The sequence below is a fragment of the Nocardioides kribbensis genome, from assembly GCF_015070375.1.
Taxonomy (GTDB): Bacteria; Actinomycetota; Actinomycetes; order Propionibacteriales; family Nocardioidaceae; genus Nocardioides; species Nocardioides kribbensis.
Genome location: NZ_JADCLL010000001.1, coordinates 578,933 through 597,457 on the forward strand (window position 1 = coordinate 578,933; position 18,525 = coordinate 597,457).

The window sequence follows — 18,525 nt, forward strand, 5'->3', positions numbered from 1 at the left end:
CGCGTCGGCCCCGCGGGGCCGGGGATCAGGAGACGCGGACCCCGTCACGGTCCACCGCGACGTAGGACGCCTCCCAGCCGCGCGGCGCGCGGTCGAGCACGGCACGCACCGCGGCCGGGCGGCCCGCCTCCGCGAAGGCGAGCACGGTCGGCCCGGCGCCGGAGACCACCGCGGGCACGCCGTCGGCGCGCAGGACGTCGACGAGCGCCACCGAGTCGGGCATCGCGGGCCGGCGGTAGTCCTGGTGCAGGTAGTCGCGGGTGGCCCGCAGCAGCTGCTCGGGCTGGCTGGCCAGCGCGGCGACCAGGAGCGCCGTGCGCCCCGCGTCGGCGGCGGCGTCGGCGTGGGGCACCGCGGCGGGCAGCAGGCCCCGGGCGACCTCGGTCGACAGCGGGGTCGGCGGCACGAGCACCACCGCGCCGACCCGCGGGTCGACCGGCGAGGTGACGGCGTAGAACCCCTCGTCGTCGTGACCGGAGATCACGAAGCCGCCGTAGAAGGCCGGGGCGACGTTGTCGGGGTGGCCCTCGATCTCGGCGGCGAGACGGAAGAGCGCGTCGTCGTCGATCAGCAGGGAGCCGCCGGCCACCAGCGCGCGGGCCAGGCTGACGCCCGCCACGATGGCGGCCGAGGAGGAGCCGAGGCCGCGGGCGTGCGGCACGACGTTGCGGCAGGTCAGGCGCAGCCCCGGCGGCTCGGCGCCCATGAGGCCCAGCGCGGCCCGCATCGAGCGCACCACCAGGTGGGTCTCGTCGCGCGGCACGTCGGCGGCGCCCATGCCCTCGACGACCACCTCCAGGCCCGAGGCCACGACCTCCGCGCTGAGCTCGTCGCGCAGGTCGAGCGCGAGGCCGAGGGAGTCGAAGCCGGGGCCGAGGTTGGCCGAGGTGGCCGGCACCGAGACGTGCACGGGCCCGTCGACGAAGCGGGTCACGCCGCCCTCAGGCCAGGCCGGCGGCCTGCGCCGCCGAGGAGACGTCGGCGTCGACCACGGTGTCGACCAGCGGACCCACACCCTCGAGGGCCGTCGCAGTGTCCTTGAGCCCGTGGCCGGTCACGGTGACGACCACCGTCGCGCCCGCGTAGGACTCCCCCGCCTCGAGCTCCTGCAGCAGACCGGCCACGCCGGCCGCCGAGGCCGGCTCGACGAAGACGCCGTCGTGGGTGGCCAGCAGCCGCTGGGCGGCCAGGATCTGCTCGTCGCTCACCGCGGCGAAGCGACCGCCCGACTCCTCGGCAGCGGCGACCGCGAGGTGCCAGGACGCGGGGTTGCCGATGCGGATCGCGGTGGCCTTCGTCTCGGGGGCCGGGAACGGCGACCCGGTCACCAGGGGACTCGCGCCCTCGGCCTGGAAGCCGCGCATGACCGGGCGGCGGGTGGCCACGCCCTGCTCGGCGTACTGGCGGTAGCCGAGCCAGTAGGCGGAGATGTTGCCGGCGTTGCCGACCGGCAGCAGATGGAAGTCAGGGGCGTCGCCGAGGAAGTCGACGATCTCGAAGGCCGCGGTCTTCTGGCCCTCGAGGCGCACCGGGTTGACGGAGTTGACCAGGGCGACGGGGTAGTCCTTCGCCAGCCCCTGGGCGATGGCCAGGCAGTCGTCGAAGTTGCCGCGCACCATGATGACCTGCGCGCCGTGGAGGATGGCCTGGGCCATCTTGCCGGCGGCGATCTTGCCCTCGGGCACGAGCACGAGCGGCTTGAGGCCGGCCTTGGCGGCGTAGGCGGCCATCGAGGCCGAGGTGTTGCCGGTCGAGGCGCAGACCACGGCCTCGGCGCCCTGGTGCTTGGCCACCGAGATCGCGGCGGTCATGCCACGGTCCTTGAAGGACCCCGTGGGGTTGTCGCCCTCGACCTTGAGGTGGACCTCGGCGCCGGTGAGGCCGGAGAGCCAGCCGGAGTGGACCAGGGGCGTGCCGCCCTCGCGCAGGGTCACCGCCGGGGTGCCCTCGGGGAGGTCGAGCAGGTCGCGGTACTCCTCGATCACCCCGCGCCACTGGTGGGTGCGGACCGGGGTCCTGGGGGCCGTGGTCGTCATTCCGCAACTCCTTCGACACGCATGACGGAGGTGACGTCACGCACGATGTCCATGGTCCTCAGGTGCGCCACGGTGGCGCTGAGCTGGGCGTCGGTGGCCTCGTGGGACACCACGACCAGCTGGGCGTCGTCGCCGCGACCCTCCTGGCGCACGGTCTGGATCGACACGTCGTGCTCGGCGAAGGCCAGCGCGACCGTGGCGAGCACGCCGGCGCGGTCGTCGACGTCGATCGCCACGTGGTAGCGGGTGCGGCTCTCGCCCATCGACAGCACGGCGCGTGCGGCGTAGGCCGACTCCCCGGCCCCGCGGGTGCCGGCGAGGCGGTTGCGGGCGACGGTCACGAGGTCGCCGAGCACCGCCGACGCCGTCGGCGACCCCCCGGCGCCGGGGCCGTAGAACATCAGCTGGCCCGCGGCCTCGGACTCCACGAAGACCGCGTTGTAGGCCTCGCGCACCGAGGCCAACGGGTGGGAGCGCGGGATCATGGCCGGGTGCACGCGCACCGCCACGGCGTCCTCGCCGCCGTCGGCACCCGGGCGCAGCTCGCAGATCGCCAGCAGCTTGACCACGCTGTCCATGTCGCGCGCCGAGGCGACGTCGGCCGCGGTCACCTCGGAGATGCCCTCGCGGTGCACGTCGGAGGCGGTGACACGGGAGTGGAAGGCCAGCGAGGCCAGGATCGCGGCCTTGGCCGCGGCGTCGAAGCCCTCGACGTCGGCGGTGGGGTCGGCCTCGGCGTAGCCGAGGTCCTGGGCCTCCTGGAGCGCGTCGCCGAAGCCGGCGCCCGAGGTGTCCATCTTGTCGAGGATGAAGTTGGTCGTGCCGTTGACGATGCCGAGCACCCGGGTGACCGTGTCACCGGCCAGCGACTCGCGCAGCGGGCGCAGGATCGGGATCGCCCCGGCCACCGCGGCCTCGTAGTAGATGTCGCGCCCGGCCTTCTCGGCGGCCTCGAAGAGGGTCGGTCCGTCCTCGGCCAGCAGGGCCTTGTTGGCGGTGACCACGCTCGCGCCGTGCTCCAGGGCGCTGAGGATCAGGCCCCGGGCCGGCTCGATGCCGCCGATGACCTCGACCACGAGGTCGACGTCGTCACGGGCCACCAGCGCCGCGGCGTCGGTGGTCAGCAGCCCCTCGGGCACCTCGACCTCGCGCGCCGCGTCGAGGCGCCGTACGGCGACCCCCACCAGCTCCACCGGGGCGCCCACGCGCGCCGCGAGGTCGCCCGCCTGCTCCTGGAGCAGCCGCACCACCTGCGACCCGACCGAGCCGCAGCCCAGCACCGCCACACCGAGCGACTTGTCGCTCTCCTTCACTCGAGACCACCCACGTCGGTTGCCAACAGATCGTCCTCAGTCTCGCGTCGTACGACGACGCGCGCGACCCCGTCCCGCACCGCGATCACGGGCGGGCGGAGCGCGTGGTTGTAGTTGGAGGCCATCGACCGGCAGTAGGCGCCGGTGCCGGGCACGGCCAGCAGGTCGCCGGGGGCGACGTCGCCGGGCAGGAACTCGTCCTTGACCACGATGTCGCCGGCCTCGCAGTGCTTGCCGACGACACGGGCGAGCACGGGCGGGGCGTCGGAGACGCGCGAGGCGAGCGTGCAGGAGTAGTCGGCGTCGTAGAGCGCCGTGCGGATGTTGTCGCTCATGCCGCCGTCGACGGAGACGTAGGTGCGCACCGCTCCCCCGTCGAGCCGCACCGCCTTGACCGTGCCGACCTCGTAGACCGTGCACATCGCGGGGCCCGCGATGGCCCGGCCGGGCTCGATCGACAGGTGGGGCTCGGCGATCCCCAGCGCGCGGCACTCGTGGGCCACGATCGCCGACATCTCCGCGGCCAGGCGCGCGGGCTCGGCCGGGTCGTCCTGCGTGGTGTAGGCGATGCCGAAGCCTCCGCCGAGGTCCATCTGCGGCATCGTCGCGCCGAGCTCGGTCGCGACCCGGGCGTGCAGGGCCAGCACCCGCTTGGCCGCGACCTCGAAGCCGGCGGAGTCGAAGATCTGCGAGCCGATGTGGGAGTGCAGGCCGAGGAGCTCGAGCCCGGGGGCGTCGAGCACGCGGCGCACCGCCTCCAGCGCGTCACCGGAGGTGATGGAGAAGCCGAACTTCTGGTCCTCGTGGGCCGTGGCGATGTACTCGTGGGTGTGGGCCTCCACGCCCGCCGTCACCCGGACCATCACGCGCGCCGGCCGTCCCTCGCGGGCCACGACCGCCGCCAGCCGCTCGATCTCGTCGAAGGAGTCCACGACGACCCGGCCGACGCCCAGGCGCACGGCGCGCTCCAGCTCGCCGACGGTCTTGTTGTTGCCGTGCAGCTCGACGCGCGCCATCGGGAAGCCGGCGCGCTCGGCGACGCTCAGCTCGCCGCCCGAGCAGACGTCGAGGCCGAGGCCCTCCTCGGCGATCCAGCGCGCGGCGGCGATGCTGAGGAAGGCCTTGCCGGCGTAGAAGACGTCGTAGTCGGCGAAGGCGTCGCGGAAGGCCCGGGCCCGGGCCCGGAAGTCGGCCTCGTCCAGCACGTACGCCGGGGACCCGTGCTCGGCCACGAGGTCGCTCAGCGCGACCCCGCCGACCTCGAGCACGCCGTCGCTCTTGCGCGCGGTGCTCGACCAGAGGTGGGTGACCAGGTCGTTGGGGTCGCTGGGCTCACGCAGCCACGAGGGACCGCGGGGCCCCTCGGCGTGGGCCCAGCCGGCCTCGTGCGCCCTCACATCCGCTCCGGGGCGCTCACGCCGAGCAGGCCGAGGCCGTTGGCGAAGACCACCCGGGTGGCCGCCACCAGGGCCAGCCGGGCGCGGTGCAGGTCGTTCGGCTCCTCGTCGCCGAGCGGCAGCACCCGGCAGCTGTCGTAGAAGCGGTGGTAGACCCCCGCCGTGTCCTCCAGGTAGCGCGCGACCCGGTGGGGCTCGCGCAGCTCGGCCGCGCTGGCCACCACGCGCGGGAGCTCGGCGAGCGCACGCAGCAGCTCGCCCTCCCGCTCGTGGGTGAGCAGGTGCATCGCGTCGCCGGGCTCGAGGCCGAGGGCCGCGGCGTTGCGCAGGATCCCCGAGACGCGCGCGTGGACGTACTGCACGTAGTAGACCGGGTTGTCGTTGCCCGACTTGGCCCACAGGTCGAGGTCGAGGTCGATGTTGGAGTCGGAGCTGTAGCGGGCCAGGGCGTAGCGCGCGGCGTCCTTGCCGATGGCGCCGACCAGGTCCTCCAGCGTGATGACCGTGCCGGCCCGCTTCGACATGCGCACGGGCTCGCCCTCCTTGAGGAGGTTGACCATCTGGCCGATGAGGATCTCCAGGTTCTCCCCCGGCCGGTCGCCGAACGCGGCGCACATCGCCATCATCCGACCGACGTAGCCGTGGTGGTCGGCGCCCAGCATGATCAGGCAGCGGTCGAAGCCGCGCTCCCGCTTGTCGAGGTAGTAGGCGAGGTCGCCGGAGATGTAGGCGCCCTGACCGTCGGACTTGATGATCACCCGGTCCTTGTCGTCGCCGAACTGCTCGGTGCGCAGCCAGACGGCGCCGTCGGCCTCGTAGGTGTTGCCCATCTCGGTGAGCCGCGCGATGGCCCGCTCCACTGCCCCGCTGCGGTGCAGGTCGTCCTCGTGGAAGTAGACGTCGAAGTCGACGCCGAAGTCGTGGAGGCTGGCCTTGATCTCGGCGAACATCATGTCGACACCGACGGCGCGGAACACCTCCTGCGCCTTCTCGTCGTCGAGGTCGCGCACCTCGGGCCGCTGCTCCACCACGGCCGCCGCGATGTCGTGGATGTACTGGCCGCCGTAGCCGTCCTCGGGCGCGGGCCGTCCCTGCGCGCTGGCCAGCAACGAGCGGCTGAACCGGTCGATCTGCGCTCCGTGGTCGTTGAAGTAGTACTCCCGGGTGACCTCGGCGCCGGTCATCGTGAAGATCCGACCCAGGGCGTCACCGACAGCAGCCCAGCGCACCCCGCCGATGTGGATGGGGCCGGTGGGGTTCGCGGAGACGAACTCGAGGTTGATCCTCTCGCCGGCGAAGGCGTGGCTCGCGCCGTAGCGGTCGCCGGCCGCGAGCACGTCGAGGGCGACGCGGCCCTGGGCACCGGCCTCGACCGTGATGTTGAGGAAGCCCGGCCCGGCGATCTCGACCTCGCCGACGCCGTCGACCGCACCGAGGCGCGCGGCGACCAGCTCGGCCAGGGCCCGCGGGTGGGTGCCGGCCTTCTTGGCCAGCTGGAGCGCGACGTTGGTGGCGTAGTCACCGTGCCCCTTCTGCCGGGGTCGCTCCACCGTGACGCTGGCCGGGACGCCCTCGGGGAGGGTCAGCGAGCCCTCGTCGACGAGGGCCGACAGGACGTCGACGATGGTGGCGGAGAGCTGCTCGGGAGTCACCGGTCAAGGGTAACGAGGTCGGGCGCTCCGCCCGACCACGGTCTCGCGGGCCCGGGGCGGCCCCGCTTCGACGCCGGGCCGGCCTGGTTGTAGGGTTCGGAACCGCGCCGCTGGTCGGCGTGAGCGCCTCCGTAGCTCAGGGGATAGAGCACTGGTTTCCGGTACCAGGTGCCGCAGGTTCGAATCCTGCCGGGGGCACACCTTTCTCTCGTCTCGCCCGGTTCTCCCCGGGCGCGGGACCCTCGTGGTCTGGACCGCCCGGACGTGTGACCTAACTTCCACGTCAGCCCGGCGTTCACTCAGCAACGAGGGGTCTCGGGGTCCCTCGGCCCGGGAGGCGCACGCGGCCGCACGGCCTCACACGCCCCTCCCGGCCGGCCCCCACTCGCTGACGAAAGCAGGAACAGTGAAGACGACCCTTCGACGGGCGGTCGCGGTCTCCGCGGTCTGCGCCGCCGGCCTCGCCGGCACCCTGACCACCCCCACGACCGCCACGGCCGAGGACGGCCCCTCCGCCCGGGCCGAGCGCCGGCTGACCGACTTCGGCATGAAGGCCAACGTCTACGGCACCAAGGTGCTGCTGGGCGGCGTGGAGCTGAAGAGCCTCAAGGACGCCCGCGCCAACCAGCCCTGCACCCGCACCGCCGGACTCTCCGACGTCGTGGGCTCGCTGCTCAGCACCGACACGCTCCCCGTCCCCAACGACCTGGTCCACCTCTCCCCCAGCACCAGCAGCTACGAGACCTACGAGACCGCGGGTCGCACGGGAGTGCGCGGCATCAACACCATCGCCGACATCGCCATCGGCGGCGAGGTCGTCGACGACCTCGCCATCCCGACCCTCAAGATCGAGGGGCTGCGCTCGGTCGCCGACTCCTTCTACGACCGCTCCGCCGTCGACGCCCGCGGCGCCGCCGGCGCCTACGGCACCGACCACTCCTTCGGCTTCGAGGGCATCTCGTTGGACTACGACGACACGGTGGTCGAGGGCACCCCGCTCGCCGACCTGCTCGACATCGTCAACGACGCCACCGCCCCCGTCTCCCAGGTCGTCGACCAGCTCGTCGAGCTGCTGTCGTCGGTCGCGGGCAACACCGTCGAGATCCCCGGCCTCGGCTCGATCGGGCTCGGTCGCTCCGGCGGCACGGTCGGGAAGACCTTCGCGACCTCGGAGACCTATGCGCTCAAGATCGACGTCGACCCCAGCGAGGCGGCCAACGACTCGGTGACGACGCTGCAGCTGGGCCGCGCCAAGACCCGCATCTCCAGCCCCGTGCGCTCGGGCGTCTTCCGCTCCACCGTCATGGGCCTGGACCTCTTCGCCGGCAACGACCTGCTCCACATGGGCGGCATCGGCACCCAGACCATCCCCTGCGAGGGCACCGGTGGCGACGTCCGCACCAAGACCGTCGAGCAGGCCCAGGTGCTGCTCGGGGGCCTGGTCACCCTGACCGGGCTGGAGTACGAGTACTCCGGCGAGCAGCTCGCCCGAGGGCGCGCTCGGTCCATGGTGGCCAGCAAGCTCGGCCGGCTCGAGATCCCCTCGGCCGGCCTGGTCATCACCGGCATCGGCTCGCGCATCGACCTGCTGGGCAAGGGCGCCGGCACGAAGGTCGCCCGCACCGTGAAGGTCAAGGTCGGCGATATCCTGCTCGACGGCGAGTCGATCAAGCCCGACGACCTGTCGCTGGGCGACCAGGTGCTCTTCGGCGACAACGGCGTCATCACCTTCGGCCGCATCCCCGCCGGCGGCAGCAACTTCTACGGCACCGAGGTCAGCGCCATCTCCGTGCGGATCCCCGGCGTCATCGACCTGATCGACGTCGGCTGGGCCGGCTCACGCATCTACCCGCGCTGACCCGCGCTGACCCGCGCTGACCCGCGCAGCACCTCACGCGACACCCCGCAGCACACCAGCAGCACCCCGACGCCGGGGCGGCACCGCCGCCCCGGCGTCGCCGTGTCCGGCACCGTCGCGCACACCCACCCGGGGGAGCCTCGCGCCGGCTCCGGTGCGGGTATCGTTGGACCATGCAGGAGCGCCCCTTCACCAGCACCCTCGACTCCGGTGTCCTCACCGTGAGCGGGAGCATCGACGAGTACGCCGTCATGACGCTGCGCAACCAGATCGCCGCACACTCCGCCGACTACACCGGCCGGGTCGTGATCGAGCTCAGCGACGTCGACTACCTCCCCAGCGTCGCGATCGGCGTGCTGGCCAAGGCCATGTCGCAGGCCCGACGCGCCGGCGGGTCCGTCGAGCTCGTCGCCCGGCGCGACACCCTGGCCCAGAGGATGCTCACCGTCGTCGCCCTCCCCTACCGGGAGTCGCCCGACGACGAGGAGCCCGACCCGTCAGGCGCCCCGGGTGCCGTCGCCTGAGCCGGTGCGGCCGCCGGTCAGGGCGCAGCTCGCCCTGCCCTTCACCGTCGACTCCGTCACCGAGGCCCGGCACCGGCTCGGTGACCAGCTCGAGGCCGCCGGGGTCAACCGTGTCACCGTGCAGACCGCGTGCGTCATCGTGAGCGAGCTGGTCGCCAACGGCGTCCGGCACGGACGTGGCGGGGCCCGGCCGGCCCTGGAGGTCGCGTGGGAGACCCGCGGCGACGACCTGGTCATCTCGGTGGCCGACGGCGGGGGCGCGTCGCTGCCCGTCGTGCGACCACCCGACCTCGACTCCGACTCCGGGCGCGGGCTGATGATGGTCGCCGGCCTGAGCAGGCGGTGGTCCTACGACACCTCGCGCGGCACCACGGTGCGTGCCGAGATCGAGCTGGTCTGAGCGCGACGCCGCTGCGGCTCAGCAGCCGCGGGGCAGGGTCGCGTCCTGACGGGCGGCGTCGCCGAGCCTCCGGGCGACCGCCACGTAGGGCAGCACGACGCTGGCCTCTCCGACCTGCCCCAGGGCGCCCGGCACCACGCACGTCGTGATCCTGCGCCGGTCGACCTGCGCCACCGCCTGTGCCAGGCGGAACAGCTCGACCGGAGAGGCGTCGGTGGCGGTGTGGCGCAGCACCGTGGCGACGCCGCGCTCGAGGAAGCCCGGGCGGTCGGCGCGCTCCGCGATCGCGGCGTGGATCCCGCGGAGCACCCGCTGCTGGTTGGCGGAGCGGTCGAAGTCGCCGCCCGCGAGACCCTTGCGGATCCGGGAGAAGGCCATCGCGCCGTAGCCGTCGAGGCGGATGCGGCCCGCCTCGAAGCCGAGGGGCTTGAGGTCGGGGTCGGAGAAGGCGCGCGGGTTGTCCACCTCGATGCCGCCGATGTCGTCGACCATGTCCTCGAAGAAGGGGAAGCGGGTCACCACCACGTAGTCGGGCTCGATGCCGACGAGGTCGCCGACCGTGCGGGCGAGCAGCTGCGGGCCGCCGTAGGTCAGCGCGGCGTTGACCCGGTCGGAGCCGAAGCCGGGGATCGGCACGTAGGAGTCGCGCGGCACACCGATCGACGCGGCGGCGCCGGTGCGGGTGTCGAGGCCCACGAGCTGGAGGGCGTCGCCGCGCACCCGGGTCATGTCCTCACCCGGCCGCGCGTCGGAGCCCACCGCGAGGATCCACACGACGTCGGGGGTCAGGTCGACCGCCTGGGCGCGCCGCACCTCCACGAGCACCGCCTGCGGGCTGCTCACCGCCGAGCCGGGCACCGTGAGGGCGGCCAGCACCAGCACCGCGGCCAGCACCACCCGGCGCCAGCCGCGTCGCGCGGCCCCGCCGGCCGACCTCCCGACCTGCTCCCGCGAGCCCGTCATCGTGCGCCCTCCCCGGCACGCGCCAGGCGCCCCTGGGTCAGGTCGTAGGCGAAGACCCGCCAGGCGTCGCCGTCCCAGGTCAGGGAGAGCCGTCCTTGCACGCGTCGCGCGACCTGCTCGTCGGCGCCGCTGAGCGGCACGTAGTCGAGCAGCACCCGTGCGGTGGCGCCGCGCACGCGCCCGCCGTGGGCGAGCAGGTCCACCACGACCCGCTGCCGCGCGGCACGGACCGCGTCGACCCCCTCGCCCAGCGAGGCGGCACTGGTGCGGGCCCGCTCCGCCCGCGCGGCCTCGCGCGCCCCCGCGGTGAAGCCGGGGAAGGCGTCACGGACGTCGGAGCGGGGCCAGGGACCGTCGAGGAAGGCCGCGGCGTACCAGTCGGCCACGACCTGGCCGACCCGCTGCACGACACCCTCGCGGCGGGCCGCCGGCAGCCGTCCGACGACCTCCCCGGTCCGCACGACCACGGGCGCCGACGCGGGGCCGGTGGCCGCCGGGGCCGACGACGCGCCGGCGGCGGGCGGGTCACCGCCGTCGGGGGCCTCGTCGGTGCAGGCCCCCGTCGTCAGCAGCAGGGCGAGGACGAGCGCCCCGGCGGCCCGACGTGGGGACCGTGCTCGGTGCGCGCGCCCGGGCGGCCTCGGCGACACGCCGGGGACCGTGGGTGGGAGGGGCATCATCGGGTCGTCGTCCTCTCGTGGCCGCCGTGGTGGCGGGGCGCGCGTCGCCCCGTGACCCCGGGCCGGGTGTGGTGCGGCTAACACCCTGCCCGAAAGGTGACCTCAACCTCGGCATTTGCCGGGTCGGGGGACTAGCCTGGACCACGGAAAACCACCCACCCCGCGCGCTCCCGGAAGAGGCGAAGCAAGTCGTGCCGCAGTCCCCTGGCAACAAGTCTCCACACCCCACCACCACCACGGAGCCGCCTGCGGACTTCGGCGCCAACGAGTGGCTGGTCGAGGAGATGCACGACCAGTACCAGGCCGACCCCTCGAGCGTCGACGCGACGTGGGTGACGTTCTTCAAGAACGGCGGCGCCGAGGCCGTGCTCGGCAACGGCAACGGCGCCAGCAACGGTGCCGCGGCCGCGGGGTCCGCGCAGAAGGCGCAGCAGAAGGCGCCGGAGAAGGCCCCCGCGACGCCCGCCGAGAAGGCTCCCGAGAAGGCTCCGGAGAAGGCCGCGGCGCCCGCCCCGGCGAAGGCTCCGGCCGCCGCTCCGGCTGCTGCAAAGGGCTCCGACTCCCCCGCCCCGGTCGCCAAGCCGCGGCCGGCCGGCAAGGCCGCCGAGCCCGCCCAGGGCACCAGCAGCCCGGTGCCGAAGGAGTCGCGCCCGGCGGAGCCGTCGCCGGCCAAGGACGAGCCCACCTACACCGTCCTGCGCGGCGCCCCCGCGCGCACGGCGCAGAACATGGACGTGTCGCTGACCGTCCCCACCGCCACCTCCGTGCGCTCCGTGCCGGTCAAGCTGCTGTGGGACAACCGCACCGTCATCAACAACCACCTCGCCCGCGCCCGCGGCGGCAAGGTGTCGTTCACCCACCTGATCGGCTACGCCCTGGTGCAGGCGGTGAAGTCGATGCCGGAGATGAACGTCGGCTTCGACACCGTCGACGGCAAGCCCAACCTGATCACCCCCGCCCACATCAACCTGGGCCTGGCCATCGACGTGCCCAAGCCCGACGGCAGCCGTCAGCTGCTCGTGCCGGCCATCAAGGCCGCCGAGACCATGGACTTCGCCGGCTTCTGGACCGCCTACGAGGACATCGTCGCCAAGGCGCGCGACGCCAAGCTCACCGTCGCCGACTTCCAGGGCACGTCCATCTCGCTGACCAACCCCGGCGGTATCGGCACCAGCCACTCCGTGCCGCGCCTGATGAAGGGCCAGGGCGCCATCATCGGCGTCGGGGCCATGGAGCTCCCCCCGGAGTGGCAGGGCGCCTCCGACGAGGCCATCAGCCGCAACGGGATCAGCAAGGTCATGACGCTGACCTCGACCTACGACCACCGCGTCATCCAGGGCGCGCAGTCGGGTGAGTTCCTCAAGCGCGTGCACGCCCTCCTGCTGGGCGGCAACGACTTCTACGACGAGATCTTCCGGTCGCTGCGCATCCCCTACGAGCCGATCCGCTGGAGCAAGGACATCTCCACGTCGCACGACGACGAGATCTCCAAGCAGGCGCGCATCCTCGAGCTCATCCACGCCTACCGGGTGCGCGGCCACATGATGGCCGACACCGACCCGCTGGAGTACCGCCAGCGCAGCCACCCCGACCTCGAGGTCGAGTCGCACGGGCTGACCCTGTGGGACCTCGACCGCGAGTTCGCGACCGGCTCCTTCGGCGGCTCGGGCCGTCGCTTCATGAAGCTGCGCCAGATCCTGGGGATCCTGCGCGACTCCTACTGCCGCACCACCGGCATCGAGTACATGCACATCATGGACCCCGAGCAGCGCCGCTGGATCCAGGAGCGCGTCGAGGTGCCCCACACCAAGCCGCCGCGCGAGGAGCAGCTGCGCATCCTGCTCAAGCTCAACCAGGCCGAGGCCTTCGAGACGTTCCTGCAGACCAAGTTCGTCGGGCAGAAGCGCTTCAGCCTCGAGGGCGGCGAGACCACGGTGCCCGTGCTCGACGAGATCTGCGAGGCCGCGGCCGAGTCGGGCCTCGACGAGGTCGCCATCGGCATGGCCCACCGCGGCCGGCTCAACGTGCTGGCCAACATCGTGGGCAAGAACTACTCCCAGATCTTCCGCGAGTTCGAGGGCAACATCGACCCGCGCACGGTCCAGGGCTCCGGTGACGTGAAGTACCACCTCGGCGCCGAGGGCGAGTTCGAGTCCGGCACCGGGGAGAAGATCAAGGTCTCCGTCGCCGCCAACCCCTCCCACCTCGAGGCGGTCGACCCGGTGCTCGAGGGCATCGCGCGCGCCAAGCAGGACGTGCTCGACCAGGGCGCGGCCTACCCCGTGCTGCCCCTGCTGGTGCACGGCGACGCGGCGTTCGCGGGTCAGGGCGTGGTGGCCGAGACGCTCAACCTGTCCCAGCTGCGCGGCTACCGCACCGGCGGCACGATCCACCTGGTCGTCAACAACCAGGTCGGCTTCACCACCTCGCCGGGCTCGTCGCGCTCCTCGCTCTACTGCACCGACGTGGCCCGGATGGTCCAGGCGCCGATCTTCCACGTCAACGGCGACGACCCCGAGGCGTGCATCCGCGTCGCCCGACTGGCCTTCGAGTACCGCCAGGCCTTCAACAAGGACGTCGTCATCGACCTGGTGTGCTACCGCCGCCGTGGCCACAACGAGGGCGACGACCCGTCGTACACCCAGCCGCTGATGTACGACCTGATCGAGCAGAAGCGCTCGGTGCGCAAGCTCTACACCGAGTCGCTCATCGGTCGTGGCGACATCACGATCGAGGAGGCCGAGCAGGTCCTGCGCGACTACCAGCAGCAGCTGGAGCGCGTGTTCACCGAGGTGCGCGAGGCCACCGGCCAGCCCTCGGAGTGGACCACTGTGCCGGACTACCCGGACAAGCCCGCCGGGGAGACCCAGACCGCGGTCACCCTCGAGGTGCTCAAGCGGATCTCCGACGCCTACGTCACCCCGCCCGACGGCTTCACGGTCCACCCGAAGGTCATGCCCCAGCTCCAGCGCCGGGCCAAGGCCATCACCGAGGGCCCCATCGACTGGGGCACCGGCGAGATCCTCGCCTTCGGCTCGCTGCTCATGGAGGGCCGTCCGGTCCGCCTGGCCGGCCAGGACTCGCGCCGCGGCACGTTCGTGTCGCGCTTCGGCACGATCATCGACCGGGTCAACGCCAACGAGTGGACGCCGCTGGCCAACCTCACCGAGGACCAGGCCCGCTTCTACCTCTACGACTCGCTGCTCAGCGAGTACGCCGCGCTCGGCTTCGAGTACGGCTACTCCGTGGCCCGTCCCGAGGCGCTCGTGCTGTGGGAGGCGCAGTTCGGCGACTTCGTCAACGGCGCACAGACCGTCATCGACGAGTTCATCAGCTCGGGCAAGACCAAGTGGCGCCAGGAGTCGGGCGTCGTGCTCCTGCTCCCCCACGGCTACGAGGGGCAGGGCCCCGACCACTCCTCGGCGCGCATCGAGCGCTTCCTCACCATGGCCGCCGACGAGGCCTTCGTCGTCGCCCAGCCCTCGACGCCCGCGTCGTACTTCCACCTGCTGCGGCAGCACTCGCTGGGCTCGACCCACCGCCCGCTCATCGTCTTCACGCCGAAGTCGATGCTCAAGCGCAAGGAGGCCGCCTCCCGGCCCGAGGAGTTCACCGAGGGGTCCTTCCGGCCCTTCATCCCCGACGCCGAGGCCGACCCCGAGAAGGTCGACACGCTGCTGCTGTGCTCGGGCCGTGTCACGTGGGACCTCATGGTCGACCGGGCCAAGCGCGAGGGCGCCGAGCGCTTCGCGATCGCCCGCGTGGAGCAGCTCTACCCACGCCCCGAGGAGGAGATCCGGGCCGAGATCGCCCGCTTCCCCCGCCTCAAGCAGGTCCGGTGGGTGCAGGACGAGCCGCTCAACAACGGCCCGTGGCCCCACTACGCCCTCAACGTCTGGCCGGGCGTCGACGCCCAGGTGGAGGCCGTCACGCGGGCCGAGTCGTCCTCGCCGTCGGTCGGCACCGTCAAGCGCCACATGGCCGAGCAGAAGGACCTGCTCGACCGCGCGTTCGCCTGACATGTACTTCACCGACCGCGGGATCGAGGAGCTCGAGCGGCGTCGGGGTGACGAGGAGGTCACCCTGGCGTGGCTGGCCGAGCGGCTCCAGGAGTTCACCGACACCCACCCGGAGTTCGAGACCGCCGTGGAGCGGTTCTCGACCTGGCTGGCCCGTCTCGACGACCCCGACGACTGAGCGGCACGACGAAGGGGCCCGATCCGGTGACGGATCGGGCCCCTTCGTCGTGCGGGCGGGTGCCGGACTACCGCTCGTCGACCTCGGGGACGGGCTCGACGTGCTCCGCCGAGGCACGACGAGCGGCGTCGCGCAGCTCGAAGACCTCGGTGGCGAGCCCGCCCAGGGCGCCGGCGACGTCCTTGACGGCGCCGGTGAGGATGGTCGCCACCTCACCGACGGTCGTCGCGGTCGCCTCCACGGCGCCCTGGAGGGCGTCCTTGCGGATCTCGCTCTTGCTCAGCTGGTCCTTCATGGGCCCGGTCATGGTCCCTAGTGTGGCCCGAGCAGCCTCACGCGGCCAGGCGGCGGCGCAGGAAGCCGGGCACCAGGGCCTTGAGGTCCGACGGGGAGTCGGGCAGGGCGTAGCGGCAGATCTTCTTGGCCACGCTGCCCAGCTGACGCCCCAGCGGCCCGGTGTTGTAGTCGATCCCGTAGCGCTCGCAGATCTCGCGCACGTCCTCGGCGATCTCGGGGTAGCGGCGGGCGGGGATGTCGGGGAAGAGGTGGTGCTCGATCTGGTGCGACAGGTTGCCGGTCATCACGTGGAAGAGCCGGCCGCCGGTGATGTTGGCCGAGCCCAGCAGCTGGCGGTAGTACCAGTGGCCACGCGACTCGTCCTCGCACTCCTCCTCGGAGAAGGTCGCCACCCCGGCCGGGAAGTGCCCGCAGAAGATGATGTTGAAGGCCCACACGTTGCGCACCAGGTTGGCCACGGCGTTGCCGGCCAGCGTCATCGGGAAGAGGGGGCCGGTGAGGGCCGGGAAGAGCAGGTAGTCCTTCAGCGCCTGGTTGCGGACCTTGCGCATCAGTCCGGGGTAGATCTTCTTGTTCTCCTCCAGCGTGCGCTTGCCGGCGACGAGGTTCTCGACCTCGAGGTCGTGCATGGCCACGCCCCACTCGAAGAAGACCATGAGCAGCGCCGCGTAGACCGGGTTGCCCAGGTAGTAGGGGTGCCACTTCTGGTCGTCGTCCATGCGCAGGATGCCGTAGCCGATGTCACGGTCCTTGCCCAGGATGTTGGTGTAGGTGTGGTGGATGTAGTTGTGGGAGTACTTCCACTGGTCGCTGGGGCACACGTTGTCCCACTCGTACATGCGCGAGCTCAGACCGGGCTCGTTCATCCAGTCGTACTGCCCGTGCATGACGTTGTGGCCGATCTCCATGTTGTCGAGGATCTTCGACACGCTGAGGGCGGCCACGGCCAGCGGCCACGCCGGCGGCACGTAGAACAGCGCGCGCCCGGCGACCTCGAAGCCCCGCTGCACCTTCACGACGCGGTGGATGTAGTCACGGTCCTCGTCGCCCAGCGAGGCCAGGACGCGCTGGCGGATGGCGTCCATCTCGTCGCCGAAGTCCTTGAGCTGGGCCGCGGTGAGGCGGTGGAACGCGGCGTCGCCGGGCACGACGGGGCGCTCGGCGCGGGCGGCGCTCGCTCCGCTCGTGGTCGCGGTGGTCACGGTGGTCTCGGTGGTCTCGTTCAGGGTGGCGGTCATGGTGCGGTCCTTCCTCAGAGGTCGACGACGCAGTCGCCGACGGGGGCGGAGACACAGATCTGGATGTCCTCGTCGGGCAGCGAGGACTCGGCACCGGTGACGACGTTGCGCACGGTGCCCTCGGTCTTGCGGGAGGTGCAGGAGAAGCAGATGCCCATGCGGCAGCCGAACTCGGGCCGCAGGCCGAGCGCCTCGGCCTGCTCCAGCAACGAGGCACCGGTGTTGGCGGCCTGCTGGCCCGACCGGGCGAAGGAGACCTCACCCTCGGCCGTGCCCGACGCGGTCATGGGCGGCTTGAAGTACTCCACGCGCAGCCGGGGGCTCCCGGCGTACGCCGCCTGGACCAGCTCGATCATGCCGGCCGGGCCGCAGGCCCACGTGTCGGTGTCCTGGAAGGCCGGCACCAGCTCGCGCAGGGCGTCCTCGGAGAAGCGGCCACCGTCGGTCTCGTGCACCAGGTGCACGTCGACGTGGTTGTCGCCCGCCGCGATCTCGGCGAGCTCCGCGGCGAAGATCTGGTCCTCGGCGCTGCGGGCGTAGTGCAGGAAGGTCACCTTGCGGTGGGCCCGGCCGTCGTAGCCGTCGCGCAGCAGGGTGCGCACCATCGACATGGCCGGGGTGATGCCCGAGCCGCCGGTGATGAAGAGCAGGTGGTTGTTGGTCGGCGTCGCCGGGCTCTCGTGCATGACGAAGTCGCCCTCGGCCTGGCCCAGGTGGACCATGAGGCCCGGGCGGGCCTGCTCGACCAGGAACCGCGAGACCACGCCCTCCGCGTGCGAGCGCACCGTGAGCGAGATCCGCTCCCCCGGCGCCGAGGCGGGCGAGGAGACCGAGAAGCAGCGGGTCGTGCGGCGACCTCCGGGCAGGTCGACGCCCACCTGGACGTACTGGCCCGCACGGTGTCCGCGCCACGTGCTCGTCGGCTGGAGCACGATCGTGGCGACCGGGTGCTCGCCGTCGGTCTCGCGACGGACCTCGACGACGCGGGCGCGCACCTCGTGGGCCGCCCACATCGGGTTGACCTGCTCCAGGAAGCGGTCGACGCCGTGGGGCGAGGTGAGGGCGGCGACGGCGCGGGACCGGAGGATGGAGCCCGTGATGCTCATCGGAGTTGCTCCCGTCAGTTTGGGTGAACGATTGTTCACTCAAAGTCTCCGGGGTCGGCGCCGCGAGGTCAACCGGAACGGCGGGTGACGCCGCCCACCCCTCTCCTGGCGGTCGCGCGCGACCCGCGTGACGGTGCACACATGTGCTCCCGCCCGGGCCCCGGGGTTCCGGCGCGCGCGAGGTCGGAGCACGCTGCGACGGTGGCCTAGGATCGGGGGATGACCGAGACCCGCGGCGAGCGCAAGGAGCGCACCCGACGCGCCATCCTCGACGCCGCCCTGGCGCTGCTCGAGGAGAGCAGCCTGGTCGCGCTCTCCCTGCGCCAGGTGTCGAAGCAGGTCGGCATCGTGCCGACCGGCTTCTACCGCCACTTCGACTCCATCGAGGACCTCGGCATGGCTCTCGTGGACGAGTCCTTCGAGTCGCTGCGCGCCATGCTGCGCGACGTGCGGCAGGGACGCGAGGGCGGGGCACCGGGCTGGATGGACATCGTCGACGACTCCATCGGGATCCTCGACGAGCACGTGCACCGCCAGCGCTCCCACTTCGCCTTCATCGCCCGAGAGCGGACCGCAGGGCCGCCGCTGGTGCGCGAGGCGATCCGCCACGAGATCGAGCTGTGCGAGCGCGAGCTGGCCACCGACCTCGCCCGGCTGCCCGGCACCGACCGCTGGTCGACCGAGGACCTGCGCGTGCTGTCGGGGCTCATCGTCACGGCCATGGTCGCCTTCGCCGAGAACACCCTCCACGCCGTGGGTCGCCCGGGCGCCGAGAAGCTCGTCGTCGAGAACGCCCGCACCCAGCTGCGGATGGTGCTGGTGGGCGCGCTCAACTGGACCTCCCGGCCCTGAGGGGTCCCGCGG

The 18,525-nt window shown here is 72.5% G+C and carries 16 protein-coding genes and 1 tRNA gene; 7 read left to right on the top strand and 10 right to left on the bottom strand.

Annotated features, from left to right (window positions below; translation table 11 throughout):
- Window positions 1-25: 25 nt before the first annotated feature.
- Genes thrB through argS form a run of 5 tightly spaced genes read right to left on the bottom strand, consistent with a single transcriptional unit; the run spans window position 26 to window position 6,398 of the window.
- Window positions 26-934 (bottom strand): homoserine kinase, encoded by a 909-nt coding sequence (gene thrB, locus IR170_RS02785; protein ID WP_193661110.1) that lies wholly within the window; start codon window positions 932-934, stop codon window positions 26-28.
- Between the two features lie 7 nt (window positions 935-941).
- A complete protein-coding gene (thrC, locus tag IR170_RS02790) occupies window positions 942-2,036 on the bottom strand; it encodes a threonine synthase (RefSeq protein WP_193661111.1) in 1,095 nt (364 codons plus the stop codon).
- Window positions 2,033-3,349 (bottom strand): homoserine dehydrogenase, encoded by a 1,317-nt coding sequence (locus IR170_RS02795; protein ID WP_056864109.1) that lies wholly within the window; start codon window positions 3,347-3,349, stop codon window positions 2,033-2,035. Before IR170_RS02795 ends, thrC begins: the two co-directional genes overlap by 4 nt.
- Window positions 3,346-4,746 (bottom strand): diaminopimelate decarboxylase, encoded by a 1,401-nt coding sequence (gene lysA / locus IR170_RS02800; RefSeq protein WP_193661112.1) that lies wholly within the window; start codon window positions 4,744-4,746, stop codon window positions 3,346-3,348. Before lysA ends, IR170_RS02795 begins: the two co-directional genes overlap by 4 nt.
- On the bottom strand, window positions 4,743-6,398 hold the full coding sequence (argS, locus tag IR170_RS02805) for an arginine--tRNA ligase (protein ID WP_193661113.1): 1,656 nt from the start codon (window positions 6,396-6,398) through the stop codon (window positions 4,743-4,745). The genes lysA and argS overlap by 4 nt, the downstream gene beginning before the upstream one ends.
- A 125-nt stretch (window positions 6,399-6,523) precedes the next feature.
- Between argS and IR170_RS02810 the strand changes: the two genes are divergently transcribed.
- From IR170_RS02810 to IR170_RS02825, 4 genes are all read left to right on the top strand, one after another.
- Window positions 6,524-6,596, top strand: a tRNA-Arg gene (locus IR170_RS02810).
- 208 nt (window positions 6,597-6,804) lie between these two features.
- Window positions 6,805-8,256, top strand: coding sequence for a hypothetical protein (locus IR170_RS02815; protein ID WP_193661114.1), 1,452 nt, complete (start codon window positions 6,805-6,807; stop codon window positions 8,254-8,256).
- Between the two features lie 173 nt (window positions 8,257-8,429).
- Window positions 8,430-8,780 (top strand): STAS domain-containing protein, encoded by a 351-nt coding sequence (locus tag IR170_RS02820; RefSeq protein WP_056864105.1) that lies wholly within the window; start codon window positions 8,430-8,432, stop codon window positions 8,778-8,780.
- Window positions 8,767-9,180 (top strand): ATP-binding protein, encoded by a 414-nt coding sequence (locus IR170_RS02825; protein WP_193661115.1) that lies wholly within the window; start codon window positions 8,767-8,769, stop codon window positions 9,178-9,180. The genes IR170_RS02820 and IR170_RS02825 overlap by 14 nt, the downstream gene beginning before the upstream one ends.
- An 18-nt stretch (window positions 9,181-9,198) precedes the next feature.
- On the opposite strand, the gene IR170_RS02830 is transcribed toward IR170_RS02825, so the two are convergent.
- A complete protein-coding gene (locus IR170_RS02830; protein ID WP_193661116.1) occupies window positions 9,199-10,143 on the bottom strand; it encodes an LCP family protein in 945 nt (314 codons plus the stop codon).
- A complete protein-coding gene (locus tag IR170_RS02835; RefSeq protein WP_193661117.1) occupies window positions 10,140-10,793 on the bottom strand; it encodes a hypothetical protein in 654 nt (217 codons plus the stop codon). Before IR170_RS02835 ends, IR170_RS02830 begins: the two co-directional genes overlap by 4 nt.
- 221 nt (window positions 10,794-11,014) lie before the next feature.
- On the opposite strand from IR170_RS02835, the gene IR170_RS02840 reads away from it, so the two are divergent.
- Complete coding sequence (locus IR170_RS02840) at window positions 11,015-14,842, top strand: multifunctional oxoglutarate decarboxylase/oxoglutarate dehydrogenase thiamine pyrophosphate-binding subunit/dihydrolipoyllysine-residue succinyltransferase subunit (protein ID WP_193661118.1); 3,828 nt, start codon at window positions 11,015-11,017, stop codon at window positions 14,840-14,842.
- Window position 14,843: 1 nt separating this feature from the next.
- Window positions 14,844-15,020, top strand: coding sequence for a DUF6104 family protein (locus IR170_RS02845; RefSeq protein WP_165699040.1), 177 nt, complete (start codon window positions 14,844-14,846; stop codon window positions 15,018-15,020).
- A gap of 67 nt (window positions 15,021-15,087) precedes the next feature.
- Here IR170_RS02845 and IR170_RS02850 read toward each other — a convergent pair whose 3' ends face one another.
- The 3 genes from IR170_RS02850 to IR170_RS02860 are packed head-to-tail and all read right to left on the bottom strand — an operon-like array spanning window position 15,088 to window position 17,661.
- Complete coding sequence (locus IR170_RS02850) at window positions 15,088-15,327, bottom strand: hypothetical protein (protein ID WP_227488392.1); 240 nt, start codon at window positions 15,325-15,327, stop codon at window positions 15,088-15,090.
- A gap of 25 nt (window positions 15,328-15,352) precedes the next feature.
- Window positions 15,353-16,555 (bottom strand): fatty acid desaturase family protein, encoded by a 1,203-nt coding sequence (locus IR170_RS02855; protein WP_193661119.1) that lies wholly within the window; start codon window positions 16,553-16,555, stop codon window positions 15,353-15,355.
- A 14-nt stretch (window positions 16,556-16,569) separates the two neighbouring features.
- Window positions 16,570-17,661, bottom strand: coding sequence for a flavin reductase family protein (locus tag IR170_RS02860; RefSeq protein ID WP_193661120.1), 1,092 nt, complete (start codon window positions 17,659-17,661; stop codon window positions 16,570-16,572).
- Between the two features lie 219 nt (window positions 17,662-17,880).
- Between IR170_RS02860 and IR170_RS02865 the strand changes: the two genes are divergently transcribed.
- Entirely contained in the window at window positions 17,881-18,513 is a 633-nt protein-coding gene (locus tag IR170_RS02865; protein WP_056864099.1) for a TetR family transcriptional regulator, read from the top strand.
- Window positions 18,514-18,525 lie beyond the last annotated feature (12 nt).